This is a genomic window from Streptosporangium sp. NPDC020072 (assembly GCF_040631445.1).
GTDB lineage: Bacteria > Actinomycetota > Actinomycetes > Streptosporangiales > Streptosporangiaceae > Streptosporangium.
This window is the reverse complement of record NZ_JBEYAB010000003.1, coordinates 408,890-424,854: the sequence shown is the minus strand read 5'-3', so window position 1 is coordinate 424,854 and position 15,965 is coordinate 408,890. Positions and strand designations below refer to the sequence as shown.

Sequence of the window (15,965 nt, the reverse complement as noted above, 5' to 3'; positions counted from 1 at the left end):
ATTGCTACCATAAGGCAAATCCAGCGGAGAGCTGGGGTGCAAGTTGCCTCGGTGACCGCTGTTACGGATGGATGAGAAGTGGCTTGAGCTGCGCAGATGCGTTCAGGTCGCACGGGGCCGTGCAGCCGGTGGTTCGGGTGTGGCCACGGTGAAGCGGTGGTTCTTCCCAATTAGCCTGTACAGCGAGCTCACTTGTGAAATAACGTAACTGAACTGAAATCGCCTGATCATGATCTCGGCGATACTGTCGCCGCACAACGATATGCGGATGAGAGCAGGAGACCCCCGATGTCGTCCGGACTCACAGCGAACCCAGCAGGCATGACGCTCCGCGTCCGCCAGGCCGGTTTGCCGTCTCCGGAAACGGCGTCCCTCCCGATGTCCTTCCCTGCGTGCAAGGCTGTGATGCGATGACGGTCCGCCTTCTGACCAACATCGGCCGGCTCTGGACCGGTAACGATGTGTGCAGCAATGCCGCGATCCTGGTGCACAACGACCGGATCGCCTGGGTCGGGCGAGCCGCGGACCTGCCACAGAGCGTTCCCGGGGTGGTCGACGACATCGTCGACGTCGACCACGTCGAGAACCTTGGCGGTGCGCTGGTCATACCCGGCTTGATCGACGCCCACACCCACCCGGTGTACGCGGGCAACCGCTACGCCGAGATGGCCATGCGCTCCGGCGGCTCCAGCTCCTCGGCGATCACCGCGGCCGGCGGCGGCATCGGCTCGACCGTCACGGTGACCCGCGGCACCGACCCCTGGACCCTGTGCAACGGCGTCCGCGAACGCCTGCGCGAGTGGCTCCTCGCCGGCACCACGACCGTCGAGGCCAAGACCGGTTACCACCTCACCCGCGACGGCGAGCTCGCCGACGTGCGGCTGCTGCGCGAGCTTGAGAAGGAACCGATGATGCCGCGCGTGCACGTCACCTTCCTCGCCGCGCACGTCGTCCCGCCGGAGTACTTCGGCCGTCAGCGTGACTACGTCGAAGCGGTGGGCGCCTGGTGCGCCGACGCGGCGGCGGCCGGTGCCGACAGCGTCGACGTCTACTGCGACGAGGGGCACTTCACCACCGACGAGGCCCGCTGGGTCCTGGCGTCCGGCCGCAACGTCGGTCTGCTGCCGCGCGTGCACGCCGGGGCCTACAGCCGTCGCGGCGCGGTCCAGCTCGCCGCCGAACTCGGCTGCGCCTCGGCCGACCTGCTGCACCACACCTCCGACGAGGACATCTCGATCCTGTCCCGCTACGGTGTCCCCGCCGTGGTCTGCCCGGGAACCGCGCTCCAGCGCGGCAGCCTGCCGCCGGTCAGGCGCATGCTCGCCCAGGGCGTCACCGTCGCGCTCGGCAGCGACCACAACCCCGGGCACTGCGGGATCACCTCGATGGCCCTGGTCATCAGTCTCGCGGTGGCGGCCTTCGGGATGAGCGTCAACGACGCGCTGCGCGCGGCGACGCTCGGTGGCGCGACCGTGCTCGGCGTCCCCGACCGCGGCGTCCTCGCCCCCGGCAGACTGGCCGACATCGTCCAGTGGGACGCCGACCACGAGGGTGCCTTCGCCTGGGCGTTCGGCCTCAAGCCGCGCCGGGTCTGGCGCGGCGGCACCCCCGTCCAGTAGGTCTTCCCCCCGGCCCCCGGCACCTGCCGGGTGGCCGGGGTCACCGGTGACCTCCTGCGCCTCTTCCCATGGGGCGTGTTTCCCGTGCTCCGCCCCGTAGACCCCACGGGGGGACGGCGTCGCGCGACTCAAGGGTTTTCCACAGGCGGTTCGTGAGACGTGGGGTTTTCCCCAGAACCGCGTTCGGTGGCCGGAGGGGCCACGGCGTCGCCGTACCGTCCTGGGCGTGCGGACAACAGATCAGGCCACCGAGCGGTTCACGGCCGGGGCACGGCTACGGCTTCTGACGGTCTCGGGCCCTCGCGAACCGGCCACCTTCCCCTCGCTTGCGGGGCGTCCCGGGGGCCGCGAGGCCCTGTTCCCCGAAGCCGGGGGCGGGACGGGGCCGTCATACGCCGGGGTGGCCTTCGGGGACGACCCGCCTTCCGCGGGCGGAGACGGCGAAGCCGCTCCGGACGGCGGTCCCAGGGGCGGAGGCGGTCCTGCGAGCTGGTTGCGGTCGGCCCCGGTGCCGCCGTTCCCACCCTCCTTCGAGGCCCTCCGTACGGCCGTCGCAGCCCAGGGGCCGGTGCTCGGGCTCAGCCGTTCCGGGCTGCGAGCCCTCGTGCTCGTCGCGATCGTCGCCGCCGCGGTCGCGGGCGTCCACCTGTGGCTGTCCCGGCCGGAGTCTGAGCCCCTCGCGCCGCCCACACCGATCGTCGGTCCGTCCCCGGCCTCTCAGGAACCGGTGTCCCGTCCGCCCTCCGCACCGCTCACGACGGCGGTCCGGGCCGGGACCGGCCCTCCGGGGGTCCCCGAGGTCACCGTTCATGTCACCGGCAAGGTCCGTCGCCCAGGAGTGGTCACCCTGCCCGGCGGCTCCCGCGTCACCGACGCGCTCCGGGCTGTGGGAGGTGTGCGCGGAGGAGCTTCCTCGGGCTCCCTCAACCTCGCGCGCAGGCTGGTCGACGGAGAGCAGATCGTCGTCGGAGTGCCCAGGGCTCCGGGGGCCGTCGGCGCGATCACGCCCGTCCCCGCCGACCCGGCGGCCGTCGTCCTCGACCTCAACTCCGCGACCCCGCAGCAACTGGAACAGCTACCCGGGGTCGGTGAGGTGCTGGCCCGGCGCATCGTCGAGTACCGCGACGGCCACGGGGGTTTCCGGGGGGTCGAGCAACTACGCGAGATCAGCGGCATCGGCGATCGGAAGTACGCCGACCTGAAGGACAGGGTCCACGTATGACCTGGTTGACCGGGCAGGCCGCGAACCTCGGTCAGGACACAGGCCAGGACACACCCGCGCGGGCGCACACCCTGCATCTGGTCCTGCCCGCCCTCGCCTCGTGGATGGCCGCTCTCGTGCTCGTGGGCTGCCCCGCGTCCATCGGGGCCTGCGCGGCTCTGACCGCCCTCGGCGGCGCGCTCCTGACGGCGGTGGCGATCCGCGCCCGGGGCCGTACGGCCTGGCGTGGGGTGGCACTCGCCGTGCTGGTGTGCGTGGCGGCAGCAGCCGGTGTGGTCGCCTTCCACGTGCACGCGGCCGATACGGGGCCGGTGGCCGAGCTGGCCCGGCGGCGGGCCTCGGCGACGTTCGAGGCGGTGGTGACGGACGACCCCCGGGAACGCGCCCAGCGTGGCGGCCTCTCCCGCAGGAGCGGCTTCGTGGTGCCCGCACGCGTCGAGGTGGTCAGGCAGACGTCCGGCACGGCGGGAGAACCGGGAGGCGCGGTGAGGCTGCGAGCCTCGGTGATCTTGCTGGCCACGGGAGAGGAGTGGCGTTCCCTGTTGCCCAGCCAGCGCGTAGCCGTACAAGGGCAGTTCGGGCCCGCGGAGCCCGGAGAACTGCTCGCCGCGGTGGTGCTGGTGCGGGGGCCGCCCCGGGTGCTGAGCGGGCCGTCGTGGGTCCAGCGCGTCGCTGGAGCGCTCCGTGCGGGGTTGCGTGAGGCCTCCGCGGTGCTTCCTCAGGGCCAGCGCGGCCTGCTGCCCGCACTGGTCGTCGGTGACATGTCCCAGATGGACGAACAGGTGAAGGCCGACTTCAAGCAGGCCGGCCTCAGCCATCTGACGGCCGTGTCCGGGGCCAACCTCGCAGTCGTGGCCGGGGCGGCCGTCGCGCTGGCCAGGATCATGGGCCTGCGTCTTCCGCTCAGGGCGGCGCTCGCCGTTCTCGCCATGGTCTTCTTCGCCGTCGTCGCCCGGCCTTCGCCCAGTGTGCTCCGTGCGCTGCTCATGGGCGGCGTCACCGCCCTGGCACTCGGTACGGGCCGCGCACGCGACGGCTTCGCGGCCCTGTCGGTGACCGTTCTGGGGCTGATCCTCTTCGACCCCGGCCTCGCGCGCTCCTACGGCTTCGCCCTGTCGGTCTTCGCGACCGGCGGCATCCTGGTGCTCGCGCCGCGCTGGCGGGACCGGCTCGCCGGGCGACTGCCCCGCTGGGCCGCGGAGGCGGTCGCCGTGCCCGCGGCGGCACAGGCGGCGGTCACCCCGGTGCTGGTCCTGATGTCAGGGCAGATCGCCCCGGTCGCCGTCCCCGCGAACCTGCTCGCGGGGCCCGCCGTGGCACCCGCGACGCTGCTCGGGTTCGCCGCCTCGCTGACCGCGCCGCTGCACATGGGCGCCGCGCGGTTACTGGCCCGTCCCGCGGGTCTGGCCACCGGGTGGATCGTCGGTGTGGCGGAACGCGCGGCGGGCCTTCCCCTGGCGGTGTTCCCATGGCCCGGTGGCCTCGCCGGACTGGCCGCGCTGCTGGTGGCCGCGCCGCTCGCCGTGCTGGCGCTGCGGCGCCGGTGGTCACGCCGGGTGGTCGCCGCGGTGGCCGTCGGGGTGCTCCTCGCCGTCGTCGTGGCCGGATCGGTCGTGACCCGTCGTTCCTCCGGAGGCTGGCTGCTGGTCGCGTGCGATGTGGGCCAGGGTGACGCGCTGCTGGTCGCCGCGGGTCCCGGTCGCGCCGTGGTGGTCGACACGGGGCCGGATCCCGTGCGGATGGACCGCTGCCTGAGGTCCATGGGGGTCAGGCAGGTCCCGCTCGTCGTCCTCACCCACCCGCACTTCGACCACGTCGGCGGCCTGGGCGGGGTCTTCCGCGGCCGGCCGGTCGGAGCGGTCGTGGTCACCCCGCGCGATGTGGCCGAGCGCGAGAGCGTCCGGCTGAGCGCGGACCTGACCCGCCGGGGAGTCGCCGAGTGGACGGCGCAGCCGGGGACGCGGTGGCGCTTCGGCCCCTCGGAGCTCACGGTCCTCGCACCGTGGGACGGGACGTCCCCGCCAGGGGGAGGGGAGGGCACGACCATAAACAACGCCAGCGTCGTGCTGCACGTGCGCTGGGCGGCCGGTACCGCGTTGCTCAGCGGGGACGTCGAGACCGAGGCGCAGGCCGAGCTGCTCAGGAGAGGTCTGCCGCGGGCTGACATCCTCAAGGTCCCCCACCATGGTTCGGCGAGATATGACCCCGGCTTCCTCGCGGCCACCGGTGCTCGCGCGGCACTGATCAGCGTGGGTGCGGGCAACGACTACGGCCACCCGGCTCCCTCCACCGTCACCGGGCTGCTGGCGCTCGGTATGCGGGTCTATCGGACGGACCTGTCAGGCACGCTGACCGTGGTCGCACGGGAGGCGGGACTGGCCGTCGTCAGAGAGAGGTGACGTCTCTGGACGACCTTCGGCCCGGATACTCCCGGAGGAGTCGGGCGCCTTCGGGCGGATGCCGACGTCTTCGAGGAATCCCGGTGCTCTCTGGGACGTTCCCCGAGGCCTCGGCCGCCCTGGGACGGCCTGGACGCCGTCGGGTGACTCGGACGCCGTCGGGCGGCCCGGCGTCTTGGGCGGCTTGAGTGCTCTCGGTGTCTGTGGACGCCGATCGACGTGCCCGGCGGAGAGTTAGGATTTGCTTCATGATCAAAACATGGGACGCCACGGCACCGGGGGTGTTGAGACTGCCGTCGGGGCGGCTCGTCCGGGGCCGGGGCCTTCGGTACCCGCTTCCCGAGGGGGAAAGACCCGTCTTCGCGCTCTACCTCCTGGGACGACAGCCTCCCGCCGTCAGCTGGGAGCACCGCTGGCTCCGCTGGCCCGACTTCTGGCTTCCGTCCGACCGGACGGAGGCCGTCGAGGCGCTGCGCGAGGTCTGGGAGCGTGCCGGAAGTGAGCGGGTCGAGGTCGCCTGCGGCGGTGGGCGTGGCCGTACGGGCACGGCTCTGGCCTGTGTCGCGGTGCTGGACGGGGTTCCGGCCGCGGAGGCGGTCGCCTACGTTCGTGAGCACTACGCCGCAGGGGCCGTCGAGACGCCCTGGCAACGCCGCTACGTGGCCCGATTTCCATGACGACGGCGAACGACGGTCTTCCGGCCTGGCCGCTACCGGACGCGCCTGAGGACCTTGTCGTTCACGAAGGGCAGTTCCACCGGGTGATCGTCGGCGCGGACCGGGTCGTGTGCCTGCCGCGCACCAGGGCGGCGGCCTCCCGGCTGCCCCGGCGCGTGGAGGTGCTGCGGCTGCTCGCGGAACTCGACCTCGGGTTCGTCACGCCCTCGCCCCTGTTCGAACACGGCACCCGGGACACGGACGGGCGATCGGCCCCCGGGGGCGATGCCGGGGACGCGCTTCTCGGACACGGCACCGGAGACGTGGACGGATGGCCTTTTCTCGTCCTCAGCCGTGTTCCCGGGGCTCCGCTCGAGGCGGACACGCTCAAGGACCCCGCCGTGGCCGAGGCCGTGGCGGCACGGTACGTCACGCTGCTGGCCTCACTGGCCGGGGCGGGTTCGGACGAGAGGGCGCGGGCCGCCCTGACGGCGCCCCGGGACCGCTGGCGGTGTTTCGCGCAGGATGTCAGGAGTGAGCTGTTCGGGCTCATGTCGCAGGACGGGCGGCGGCGGGCCGACCGGGAACTCGTGGCCCTCGACGACCTTCCGCATCTCACCGACGCACTGGTGCACGGCGACCTCGGTGTGGAGAACGTCCTGTGGGAGATCGTCGATGGACGGCCCCGGCTCGGCGGGGTGGTCGACTGGGACGAGGTCACGATCGGAGACCAGGCCGAGGACCTGGCGGCGATCGGCGCCGGTCACGGCGAGGCCTTCCTGAGACGGGTGTTCGCCCTCGGCGGCTGGTCCGGTGACACGGCGGCCCGTGTCACCGTGATCGGCCGGACCTTCGCCCTGCAGCAGGCCCTGTCCGCCTTCCGGGACGAGGACGAGGAAGAACTGGCGGACGGCCTGTCCGCCTACCGTTGAGCCCGCCGGGTCTCCGGGTCAGACCGGGACCGCGGTCTCAAGGGGACGGTGGAACTCGGTGTCGATGTCGGCGGCGTAGAGGGAACGGCCGCAGGGGGAGCAGCGATACATGATCGGCCCCTCGTCGAGGGCCGTGCCGCAGTGCGGACAGGTGTGACGGCTGACGGTGGAATTCATTGGGAATCTCTCCTCTGTTCACCTGGAGTGTGCCGCACGCCGCCTGCGGATCGGTTGCGAATCGCTTGTCGATCGATACTCGGGTTTGTTCGCCTCGGGCGGCGCGGGTCGCCGGAGCGGGGGCCGAGGAGGCGCCGCACACGTGGCACAGGCCGAATCTCCGGCACTCATGCCGGGGAGCGCGTCAATCGACTGGCCGCACGTGGCATGCTGCTGGACATGGCGGCGACCAACCCAGCACCGGTGACCCTGGTAGTCGGAGACGAGGAACTCCTCGCGGACCGCGCGGTCGGCGAGGTGGTCGCCGCGGCGCGGGCGTCCGACGCGGGGGCCGAGGTCCACGACCTGGTCGGCGGGAAGGTACAGCCGGGGGAGCTGACCCAGCTGACCTCGCCGTCACTGTTCGGCGACAGGTCGGTGGTGGTGATCCGCTCCGCGCAGGACCTCGTCAAGGAGGTGATCGCGGAGATCGTCTCCTACACCGCGAACCCGTCTGAGGACACCGTGCTGGTCCTGGTCCACCCCGGCGGGGTCAAGGGCAAGGCACTGGTCGACGGCGTCAAGAAGGCCGGTGGCCACGTGGTCACCGTGGCCAAGGTCACCAAACCGGCGGAACGGCTCGCCTTCGTCAAGGCGGAGCTGAGGCGGGCGGGGCGCACCATCGGCGGCGACGCGGCGGCCGCGCTGCTCGACGCGGTGGGGAACGATCTGCGGGAACTCGCCGCAGCCTGCAACCAGCTCGCCTTCGACACGCCGGGCAAGACCATCGACGAGGCGGCCGTCGCCCGCTACCACCGGGGGCGGGCCGAGGTCAGCGGATTCACCGTCGCGGACTCCGCCGTCGAGGGGCGCCTGGGTGACGCCCTTGAGCAGTTGCGCTGGGCGCTGGCCACCGGCACGGCGCCCGTTCTGCTGGTGAGCGCGCTCGCCGGAGGCCTGCGTTCGCTGGCGAAGGTCGGCGGGGCGCCGCGCAACATGCGTGGCGGGCAGCTCGCCAGTCACCTCGGCATGCCTCCCTGGAAGGTCGACCGGGTACAGCGGCAGCTGAACGGCTGGGGTCCTGAGGGGATCGCCCGCGCCCTTCAGGCGACCGCGACGGCCGACGAACAGGTCAAGGGTGGCGGCGCCGATCCCGCCTACGCGCTTGAGCACATGGTGCAGATCGTCGTCGCCAGCCGTACCGGCCGTTAGCCCGCGTCGGGGGTTGAGGAGAGGCGGGCGCGGCGGAACGCCGGGAGCTGGCCCGCAACCGTCGCGGCCAGCGCCAGGAAGAAACCGGTCAGCTGGAGCGGGCTCAGCGACTGGTTCAAGACGATCCAACCGGCCAGGGCGGCGGTGAGCGGGCTGAGGGTGCCCAGCAGGGAGACCTGCGGGGGCGCCAGACGGCCGACCCCGCGAAACCACAGACTGTAGGCGGCGGCCGTACCGACGAGGCCCAGCCAGGCGTAGCCGGCGACGGCGGCGCCGTCCAGCGTGGGAGGTGGCCCCTCGACGGCGAAGGCGACCGGGGCGATCATGAGGCCGCCCGCGGTGAGCTGCCAGCCGGTGAGGGCCAGGTCGCCGACGCCGGGTGGTTTGCCCCACGCACGGGTGAGGACGACCCCGGCGGCCATGCCGGTCGCGCCGAGCAGACCCGCGGCGACTCCCGTGACGTCGAGGGCGGCGTTGGCCCTCAGCACCACGAGGGAGACGCCCACGGTGGCCGCGATCGCGGCGGCGACACGGTGGAGCGAGACGGTCTCGCGGAGCACGGCGCGGGTGAGCCCGGCGACGATGAGCGGCTGGATGGAGCCGAGGACCGCCGCGACCCCGCCGGGCAGCCGGTAGGCGGACAGGAACAGCAGCGGGAAGAACAGGCCGATGTTGAGCCCGCCGAGCACCGCCGCCCGCCACCACCAGTCGCCGCGGGGCAGCGTGCGTGTCACGGCCACCAGGAGCAGCCCGGCGGGGAGCGCGCGCATCAGGGCGGTGAACAGCGGGCGCTCCGGAGGGAGCAGCACGGTGGTCACGACGTAGGTCGTGCCCCAGACCGCCGGGGCGAGTGCGGTGACGGCCACCAGGGCGGCACGGGGGGAGGGCACGGGATCTCCTTCAGAAGCCTCGACGTCGATTAACTTAGCATTGAGTTAATCGACATCAAGCTATGTGATCGCGCGAACCCCTCCGAGCCGCCCAAAGGGAACAAAACAAGAACGCCGCGCCCCGTAGGGCACGGCGTTCCGAAGAACCCTGGATTACTTGGCGGCCGCGAGGGCGGCGGCGCGCTGGGCGATCGCCGACTTGCGGTTGGCAGCCTGGTTCTTGTGGATGACGCCCTTGCTGGCGGCCTTGTCCAGCTGGCGGGAAGCGGCGCGCATGAGCACGACGGCCTCGTCGACGTTGCCCTGGTCGGCGGCCTCGCGGAACTTGCGGACGGCCGTCTTCAGGGAAGACTTGACAGCCTTGTTACGCAGCCGGGCCTTCTCGTTCTGCCGGTTGCGCTTGATCTGGGACTTGATGTTCGCCACGAAGAAGCCTCGGTGAATGTCGTCGGAGTGGGGCGCGCGGGCAGAGAGGGCGCGCCACACGCAGTTGAATAGGCTACCAATCACCCGGGTGGTCGCTCAAATCGACAACCTGGGCGTAGGAGTGTCCACCCAGCTTACCGTGTCCGCCTCCGGCCGCGTGCGCGCATCGCCGCCGGAGAGTCGTCGGAGAGCCGTCAGGGGGCCGCCGGTCTGGAAGGAGGGCTTCGGTGGCGTCAGGGGTTGAACCAGGAGTCCTCATACTCCTTCCAGTCCTCGGGTGTGGCGGCGAAGTCCACGTAGAGCGCCAGCCCGAACAGCTCCCGGCGGGTCCCGTGCGAGGTCAGCGCCAGTCTGGCGCCCTCGGCCGCCGTCGCGACGCTCTCCGCCGCGTCCCCCCAGACCACGCCGTGGTCGTGGTAGGCGGGTGCGCCGATCAGCACCGTCTTGTCGTCCGGCACGAGGCCGAGCGCCAGGGTGCCCTGCCGTACGACGTGGCCGCCGTAGAGGATCGTGGAGGGGTAGTAGGAGTCGTAGGTCATGATGGCCACCTGGTCGGTACGGGAGGCCACATCCCTGAAGTAGTCCGGGGACCAGTACTTGTCGTGGCCGATGGCCAGACGCGCGAGGGGCCGGGTGAGCGGGAACGGCTCGATCTGGGGCGTGGAGACGGAGAGCAGGTCCTTGCCGACGATCTGGCGGGTCCGGTCGAGCAGGTCGAGGAAGCCGGCGTCGCCGTCCCCGACCGGTTCGAAGTCGTAGTGCACGCCGTCGTAGCCCACGGCCATGACTGCGCGGGCGCCGTCGAGCACCCGCTGGCGCGCGGCCGCGTCGCCGAGGCTGAGGCGGCCGTTCACCTTCTGCCCCAGCCACGCCGAGACCCGGACGCCGGGAAGCCGCGCGTGGATCTCCTTGAGGAAGGCGGCGGCCCCGGAGTACTTCTCGGGGGAAAGCGCGCCGTCGAGGCCGAACGGGCCCGAATGGACGTACAGGTCCTTGATCCCGGTGCCGCGCAGCCGTACGGCCAGGGCCTTGACGTCGGCGGCGTCCTTGCGGCCGTCCACCCACATGTGACCGAGCCACAGGGCGTCATGGCCCGTGCTCTTCGCCCACGGGGCGGGCGTCCCGGTAAACTGGATCGTGAGGGTGGCCGCTGCCACCCCGGGCAGCACAAGGAGCACGGCCGCGACCGCCACGAGAAGGCGCAGGCCGCGTCGTGCTCTGGTCCGGGTAATCACCCGGACATGTCACCATGGAGAACGGCTGGTATGCCAGCCGTAGATCGTCGTCAATCCCGTCGAAACGGACACCGGTGCGCATTCAGCCTGGCCAGACCGATCCCGCGGTGATCCGCAACTTCTGCATCATCGCGCACATCGACCATGGCAAGTCAACGCTTGCCGACCGCATGTTGCAGATCACCGGCGTGGTCGACGACCGCTCCATGCGCGCCCAGTATCTCGACCGGATGGACATCGAGCGCGAGCGCGGCATCACGATCAAGTCACAGGCGGTCAGGCTGCCGTGGCAGGTCGACGGCGCCGACTACGTCCTCAACATGATCGACACCCCCGGGCACGTCGACTTCACCTACGAGGTCTCCCGCTCCCTGCAGGCGTGCGAGGGCGCGATCCTGCTGGTCGACGCCGCGCAGGGCATCGAGGCGCAGACGCTGGCCAACCTCTACCTGGCCATGAACAACGACATGACGATCATCCCGGTGCTCAACAAGATCGACCTCCCGGCCGCCCAGCCGGAGAAGTACGCCGCGGAGATCGCCCACCTCATCGGCTGTGAGCCCGAGGACGTCCTGAAGGTGTCCGGCAAGACCGGCGTCGGCGTCAGGGAACTGCTCGACCACGTCGTCGAGCGGGTCCCCGCCCCGGTCGGCGAGGCCGCCGCCCCCGCCCGCGCGCTGATCTTCGACTCCGTCTACGACACCTACCGCGGCGTGGTCACCTACGTCCGGGTCATGGACGGCCACCTGGGCAAGCGTGAGCGCATCCTGATGATGTCCAGCGGCGCCACCCACGAGACCCTGGAGATCGGCGTCATCTCCCCCGAGCCCAAGATCGCGGACAAGGGCCTCGGCGTCGGTGAGGTGGGCTACCTGATCACCGGCGTGAAGGACGTGCGCCAGTCGCGGGTGGGTGACACCGTCACCTCGGGCGCGCAGCCCGCCGCGAAGCCGCTCAGCGGTTACGAGCACCCCAAGCCGATGGTGTTCTCCGGCCTCTACCCGATCGACGGCGACGACTACCCCGAGCTCCGCGAGGCGCTGGACAAGCTGCAGCTCAACGACGCGGCCCTGGTCTACGAGCCGGAGACCTCGGCGGCGCTCGGCTTCGGCTTCCGCTGCGGCTTCCTCGGCCTGCTCCACATGGAGATCGTCAGGGAGCGTCTTGAGCGGGAGTTCAACCTCTCCCTCATCTCCACCGCGCCCAACGTGATCTACCGGGTGATCATGGAGGACGCCAAGGAGTTCACGGTCACCAACCCCTCGGAGTTCCCCACGGGCAAGGTGGACAAGGTCTTCGAGCCGATGGTCAAGGCGACCGTGCTGGTCCCCTCCGAGTTCATCGGCGCCATCATGGAGCTGTGCCAGAACCGCAGAGGCAATCTGCAGGGCATGGACTACCTGTCCGAGGACCGGGTCGAGATCCGTTACACCATGCCGCTCGGCGAGATCATCTTCGACTTCTTCGACCAGCTCAAGTCCCGCACGCGCGGCTACGCCTCGCTCGACTACGAGCCCTCCGGCGAGCAGGAGTCCGAGCTGGTCAAGGTCGACATCCTGCTCCAGGGCGAGGCGGTCGACGCCTTCAGCGCCATCGTCCACAAGGACAAGGCCTACTCCTACGGCGTCGAGATGGCCAAGAAGCTTCGCGAGCTCATCCCGAGGCAGCAGTTCGAGGTGCCGATCCAGGCCGCCATCGGCGCCCGGGTCATCGCCAGGGAGAACATCCGCGCCATCCGCAAGGACGTGCTCGCCAAGTGCTACGGCGGCGACATCTCCCGTAAGCGCAAGCTGCTGGAGAAGCAGAAGGAGGGCAAGAAGCGGATGAAGATGGTCGGCCGTGTCGAGGTCCCCCAGGAGGCCTTCGTCGCCGCGCTGTCCACCGAGTCCTCCTCGGCGGACAAGCCGAAGAAGTGAGATGCGACGCCCCCGCCCGCGAGGAGCGCGGACGGGGGCGTCGCGGGGTGGTGCGGGCGGGGCGGCCGATGACCCAGGATCGCCGGCCCCGCCCGGTCTCAGGGGAGACTCAGCGCAGGACCTTGTAGAGCGCCGAGGTGAGGGACGCCTTGTCGTCGTCCTGGTCGATGGACCACATCATCGAGCCGCCCAGGCCCCGCAGGCGGATGTAGGCCGCCTTCTGGAGCACCGTGGCCGGGTCGTCGTAGGACCAGAACTCGTTGCCGTCGTAGAGCCAGTTGGCGCCGGTCAGCACGTCGCGGTAGCGCTTTCCGGGCTTCTTGACCAGGTTCTTGTAGTCGTCGGTGCCCGCCGCCCAGGTGCCCTGCGCGGGGCCGGTCGCGGGCTTGAACAGGCCGTTGCCGCCCGCGGTCACACCGGTCCAGCCCTGGCCGTACGCCGGGATGCCGACCACGATCTTCTTCGCCGAGGCGCCGCGGTTCAGGTAGTCGCGCACGGTCTGCTCGACGCTGTACTTCACCGTGTTGGGGTCGCGCCGGTCGGTGAACAGGTTGCCGTTGTGACCGGTGATGGGGTCCCACGAGCCGCGCAGGTCGTAGCCCTGGATGGTGGCGAAGGTGAGGTTCTTGAAGACGTCGCGGACCTCGAAGCCCGCGTCGATCTTCGGTCCGCCCGCGGGCAGGAAGGCCGTCAGCTCACTGCGCCGGTCGTACTGGTTGAGCTGGCGGCGCAGCTCGGTGGTGAACAACGTGAAGTTGTGCTTGTCCTCGGGCCTGACGACGTTGCCCTCGTTGCCCTCGCTGCCGGGCCACTCCCAGTCGAGGTCGATGCCGTCGAACACGCCCGCCCCGGTGCCGGCCGCGGTGTCGGGCAGGTTGCCGCGAAGCCACAGGTCGATGCAGGAGGCGGCCAGCTTGGCGCGGCTCTCCTCGGTGAGGACGGCGTCGGAGAAGTACTTCGAGCCGCTCCAGCCGCCGAGGGAGATCAGGGCCTTGAGGCCGGGGTGCTTGGCCTTGAGCTTCTTGAGCTGGTTCAGGTTGCCGTTCAGGGCCTGGCCTGGGGCGTCGGCGACGCCGTCCACGCTCTGCTCGGCGGGTACCGGTCGCTGCCAGTCGGCCCAGGCGTCCGAGGAGACGCACGTACCCTCGGCGCTGACGGACCCGAAGGCGTAGTTGATGTGGGTCAGTTTCGCCGCCGCGCCGCTGGTCTCCATGTCCTTGACGTGGTAGTTGCGTCCGTAGACGCCCCACTGGATGAAGTAGGCGACCCGCTTGAAGCGGTCACCGTGGCCGGTGTTGGTCTGGGCCTGGGCGGGCGCCGGGGCGGCGGTGGCCGCGAGACCGGCGGCCAGGGCCGCGGCGAGCGTGTTCCGGAGGAGTCTCTGCACGGGCTTCTCCACGTTGCCTGGGGGGCCTTGGGGGGTGGAACTTATAGGAAACTTTCCTTTAAGTTTTCCCGGATCGTAGACCTGGGCGATCTACCCGTCAACGGTCTGGCCGGATCCGGCGTACCGGGCACCGCGTCCGGGGCGGCAGACTTGGTCACGTGCCATCCACACTTCCCGACGGCGATCCGGTACCCCCCTCGGGTGACCTGCCGGAGAGCGCGCTCCACGGCCTGGGGGAGCGGCCCTTCGGCTTCTACGTCCACGTCCCCTTCTGCGTGACCCGGTGCGGCTACTGCGACTTCAACACCTACACCGCCTCGGAGCTGGGCCCCGGCGCCTCCCGCGAGGACTACGCGCGCACCGCGATCAGGGAGGTACGGCGAGCACGCGCCAACCTCGGCGAGGCCGACCTGCCGGTCCGGACCGTCTTCTTCGGCGGGGGCACCCCCACTCTGCTGCCCGCGGCCGACCTGGTCGCGATCCTGAAGGTGATCGGGGAGGAGTTCGGCCTCGCACCGGGCGCCGAGGTGACCACCGAGGCCAATCCCGAGTCGGTCGGCCCGGCCTACCTTGAGGAACTGCGCGACGGCGGGTTCACCCGGATGAGTTTCGGCATGCAGAGCGCCCGCGAGCACGTGCTGCGGGTCCTCGAACGGGCGCACACCCCCGGCCGCCCGGCCCAGGCCGTCGCGGAGGCCCGTGCGGCGGGGTTCGAGCACGTCAACCTGGATCTGATCTACAGCACGCCGGGGGAGAGCGACGACGACTGGCGAGCCTCCCTGGCCGCCGCGATCGAGGCGGGGCCCGATCATGTGTCGGCCTACTCGCTGATCGTGGAGGACGGCACCAGGCTGGCGGCCAGGATCCGGCGAGGCGAGCTGCCGATGCCGGACGACGACGTGGCCGCCGACCGCTATCTCATCGCCGACGGCATGCTCGCCGAGGCCGGGTTCGAGTGGTACGAGGTGTCCAACTGGGCCACCTCGGAGGCGGCGCGCTGCAGGCACAACCTGCTGTACTGGACCGGCGGCGACTGGTGGGGGGTCGGTCCCGGAGCGCACAGCCACGTCGGGGGCACCCGGTGGTGGAACGTCAAGCATCCGGCGGCCTACGCCCAGCGCCTGACCTCCGGTGCCTCGCCCGCGCACGCCCGCGAGGTGCTCACCTCGCAGGACAGGGCGGTCGAGCGCCTGATGCTGGAGCTGAGACTCTCCGCGGGCTTCCCGCTTCGCGAGCTGGACAGGCCGAGGGTCGTCGCCAGAGCCCTGGCGGACGGCCTGCTCGAAGTGGAGCCGTTCAAGACCGGGCGGGCGGTGCTCACGCTGCGGGGCCGCCTGCTGGCCGACGCCCTGGTGCGCGACCTGACCTGACCGGTACGGGACTCAGCTCACGAACCGGATGTTCAGCGGGTAACGGTAGCTCTCTCCGCGGTTGGCCGCGACGGCGGCGATGATCATCAGGATGAGTGAGCCGATCCAGACCAGCGGCATCAGCAGGAAGCCGATCAGCACGAAGGCCAGCATCCAGGAGACCAGATAGGCGATCATCAGGGTGAGCTGGAAGTTCAGCGCCTCGGCCGCCTGGGCCCGCACGTAGGGGGCCTCGTCCCGCTTGGCGAGGTAGAGCACCAGCGGACCGACGAACGAGGTCAGCAGGCCCAGCAGGTGGGCGAGCATCGCCATGGTCGTGTCGTCGGTGCCCGGACGCGGGCCCTGCCCGCCGTAACCGCCGTAACCGGGCACACCGTACCCCTGGTGACCGTACGGCCAGCCGCCCTGGGGCGGGTACCCCTGGTATCCCTGCCCGGGGGGAGGGCCTGGAGGGGGGCCGGGCTGAGGGCCGGGCCACGCTCCGTACCCAGGCCGGGGGTGCTCCTCGTGCGGGAACCGCTCGGGATTGTCGCTCATGGCCGTCT

At 71.0% G+C, this 15,965-nt stretch carries 14 protein-coding genes; 8 read left to right on the top strand and 6 right to left on the bottom strand.

The features are described 5' to 3' along the window. The first annotated feature begins 410 nt into the window (after positions 1-410). From hutI to ABZ470_RS08365, 5 genes are all read left to right on the top strand, one after another. Positions 411-1,619, top strand: coding sequence for an imidazolonepropionase (gene hutI / locus ABZ470_RS08385; protein ID WP_362910806.1), 1,209 nt, complete (start codon positions 411-413; stop codon positions 1,617-1,619). Between the two features lie 226 nt (positions 1,620-1,845). Then, positions 1,846-2,841 (top strand): helix-hairpin-helix domain-containing protein, encoded by a 996-nt coding sequence (locus tag ABZ470_RS08380; protein ID WP_362910804.1) that lies wholly within the window; start codon positions 1,846-1,848, stop codon positions 2,839-2,841. Then, a complete protein-coding gene (locus ABZ470_RS08375; protein ID WP_362910802.1) occupies positions 2,838-5,240 on the top strand; it encodes a ComEC/Rec2 family competence protein in 2,403 nt (800 codons plus the stop codon). The genes ABZ470_RS08380 and ABZ470_RS08375 overlap by 4 nt, the downstream gene beginning before the upstream one ends. 248 nt (positions 5,241-5,488) lie before the next feature. After that, a complete protein-coding gene (locus tag ABZ470_RS08370; RefSeq protein ID WP_362910800.1) occupies positions 5,489-5,917 on the top strand; it encodes a protein-tyrosine phosphatase family protein in 429 nt (142 codons plus the stop codon). Continuing rightward, on the top strand, positions 5,914-6,828 hold the full coding sequence (locus ABZ470_RS08365; RefSeq protein ID WP_362910798.1) for an aminoglycoside phosphotransferase family protein: 915 nt from the start codon (positions 5,914-5,916) through the stop codon (positions 6,826-6,828). The genes ABZ470_RS08370 and ABZ470_RS08365 overlap by 4 nt, the downstream gene beginning before the upstream one ends. Positions 6,829-6,846: 18 nt before the next feature. On the opposite strand, the gene ABZ470_RS08360 is transcribed toward ABZ470_RS08365, so the two are convergent. Next, entirely contained in the window at positions 6,847-7,005 is a 159-nt protein-coding gene (locus ABZ470_RS08360; RefSeq protein WP_352008590.1) for a hypothetical protein, read from the bottom strand. Positions 7,006-7,224: 219 nt separating this feature from the next. Here ABZ470_RS08360 and holA point away from each other — a divergent pair, with 219 nt between their 5' ends. Continuing rightward, complete coding sequence (holA, locus tag ABZ470_RS08355; protein ID WP_362910796.1) at positions 7,225-8,196, top strand: DNA polymerase III subunit delta; 972 nt, start codon at positions 7,225-7,227, stop codon at positions 8,194-8,196. Here holA and ABZ470_RS08350 read toward each other — a convergent pair. The 3 genes from ABZ470_RS08350 to ABZ470_RS08340 form a co-directional block, all read right to left on the bottom strand. Next, the gene (locus ABZ470_RS08350) at positions 8,193-9,086 is read right to left on the bottom strand and encodes an EamA family transporter (RefSeq protein WP_352008592.1); all 894 of its coding nucleotides are present in this window, start codon (positions 9,084-9,086) and stop codon (positions 8,193-8,195) included. The genes holA and ABZ470_RS08350 overlap by 4 nt on opposite strands. A 153-nt stretch (positions 9,087-9,239) precedes the next feature. Next, positions 9,240-9,512: a 30S ribosomal protein S20 gene (gene rpsT, locus ABZ470_RS08345; protein ID WP_352008593.1), complete on the bottom strand. Its 273-nt coding sequence runs from the start codon at positions 9,510-9,512 to the stop codon at positions 9,240-9,242. Between the two features lie 233 nt (positions 9,513-9,745). Further along, positions 9,746-10,747 carry a hypothetical protein gene (locus tag ABZ470_RS08340; RefSeq protein WP_362910793.1) on the bottom strand — a complete coding sequence of 334 codons (1,002 nt, stop codon included), beginning with the start codon at positions 10,745-10,747 and terminating at the stop codon, positions 9,746-9,748. Between the two features lie 74 nt (positions 10,748-10,821). Between ABZ470_RS08340 and lepA the strand changes: the two genes are divergently transcribed. After that, positions 10,822-12,663 (top strand): translation elongation factor 4, encoded by a 1,842-nt coding sequence (lepA, locus tag ABZ470_RS08335; protein ID WP_352008595.1) that lies wholly within the window; start codon positions 10,822-10,824, stop codon positions 12,661-12,663. 109 nt (positions 12,664-12,772) lie between these two features. Here lepA and ABZ470_RS08330 read toward each other — a convergent pair whose 3' ends face one another. Beyond that, positions 12,773-14,050 (bottom strand): glycoside hydrolase family 18 protein, encoded by a 1,278-nt coding sequence (locus ABZ470_RS08330; RefSeq protein WP_352008596.1) that lies wholly within the window; start codon positions 14,048-14,050, stop codon positions 12,773-12,775. A 158-nt stretch (positions 14,051-14,208) separates the two neighbouring features. Here ABZ470_RS08330 and hemW point away from each other — a divergent pair, with 158 nt between their 5' ends. Beyond that, a complete protein-coding gene (gene hemW, locus ABZ470_RS08325; protein ID WP_362910791.1) occupies positions 14,209-15,420 on the top strand; it encodes a radical SAM family heme chaperone HemW in 1,212 nt (403 codons plus the stop codon). A gap of 12 nt (positions 15,421-15,432) precedes the next feature. Here hemW and ABZ470_RS08320 read toward each other — a convergent pair whose 3' ends face one another. Next, entirely contained in the window at positions 15,433-15,957 is a 525-nt protein-coding gene (locus ABZ470_RS08320; RefSeq protein ID WP_362910789.1) for a DUF4870 domain-containing protein, read from the bottom strand. Positions 15,958-15,965: the final 8 nt, after the last annotated feature.

Bases quoted from the DNA above. Each gene is read 5' to 3' on its own strand.
- holA (WP_362910796.1), top strand. From the start codon at position 7,225: ATGGCGGCGACCAACCCAGCACCGGTGACCCTGGTAGTCGGAGACGAG.
- ABZ470_RS08320 (WP_362910789.1), bottom strand. From the start codon at position 15,957: ATGAGCGACAATCCCGAGCGGTTCCCGCACGAGGAGCACCCCCGGCCT.
- ABZ470_RS08375 (WP_362910802.1), top strand. From the start codon at position 2,838: ATGACCTGGTTGACCGGGCAGGCCGCGAACCTCGGTCAGGACACAGGC.
- hutI (WP_362910806.1), top strand. From the start codon at position 411: ATGACGGTCCGCCTTCTGACCAACATCGGCCGGCTCTGGACCGGTAAC.
- ABZ470_RS08360 (WP_352008590.1), bottom strand. From the start codon at position 7,005: ATGAATTCCACCGTCAGCCGTCACACCTGTCCGCACTGCGGCACGGCC.
- ABZ470_RS08365 (WP_362910798.1), top strand. From the start codon at position 5,914: ATGACGACGGCGAACGACGGTCTTCCGGCCTGGCCGCTACCGGACGCG.
- ABZ470_RS08370 (WP_362910800.1), top strand. From the start codon at position 5,489: ATGATCAAAACATGGGACGCCACGGCACCGGGGGTGTTGAGACTGCCG.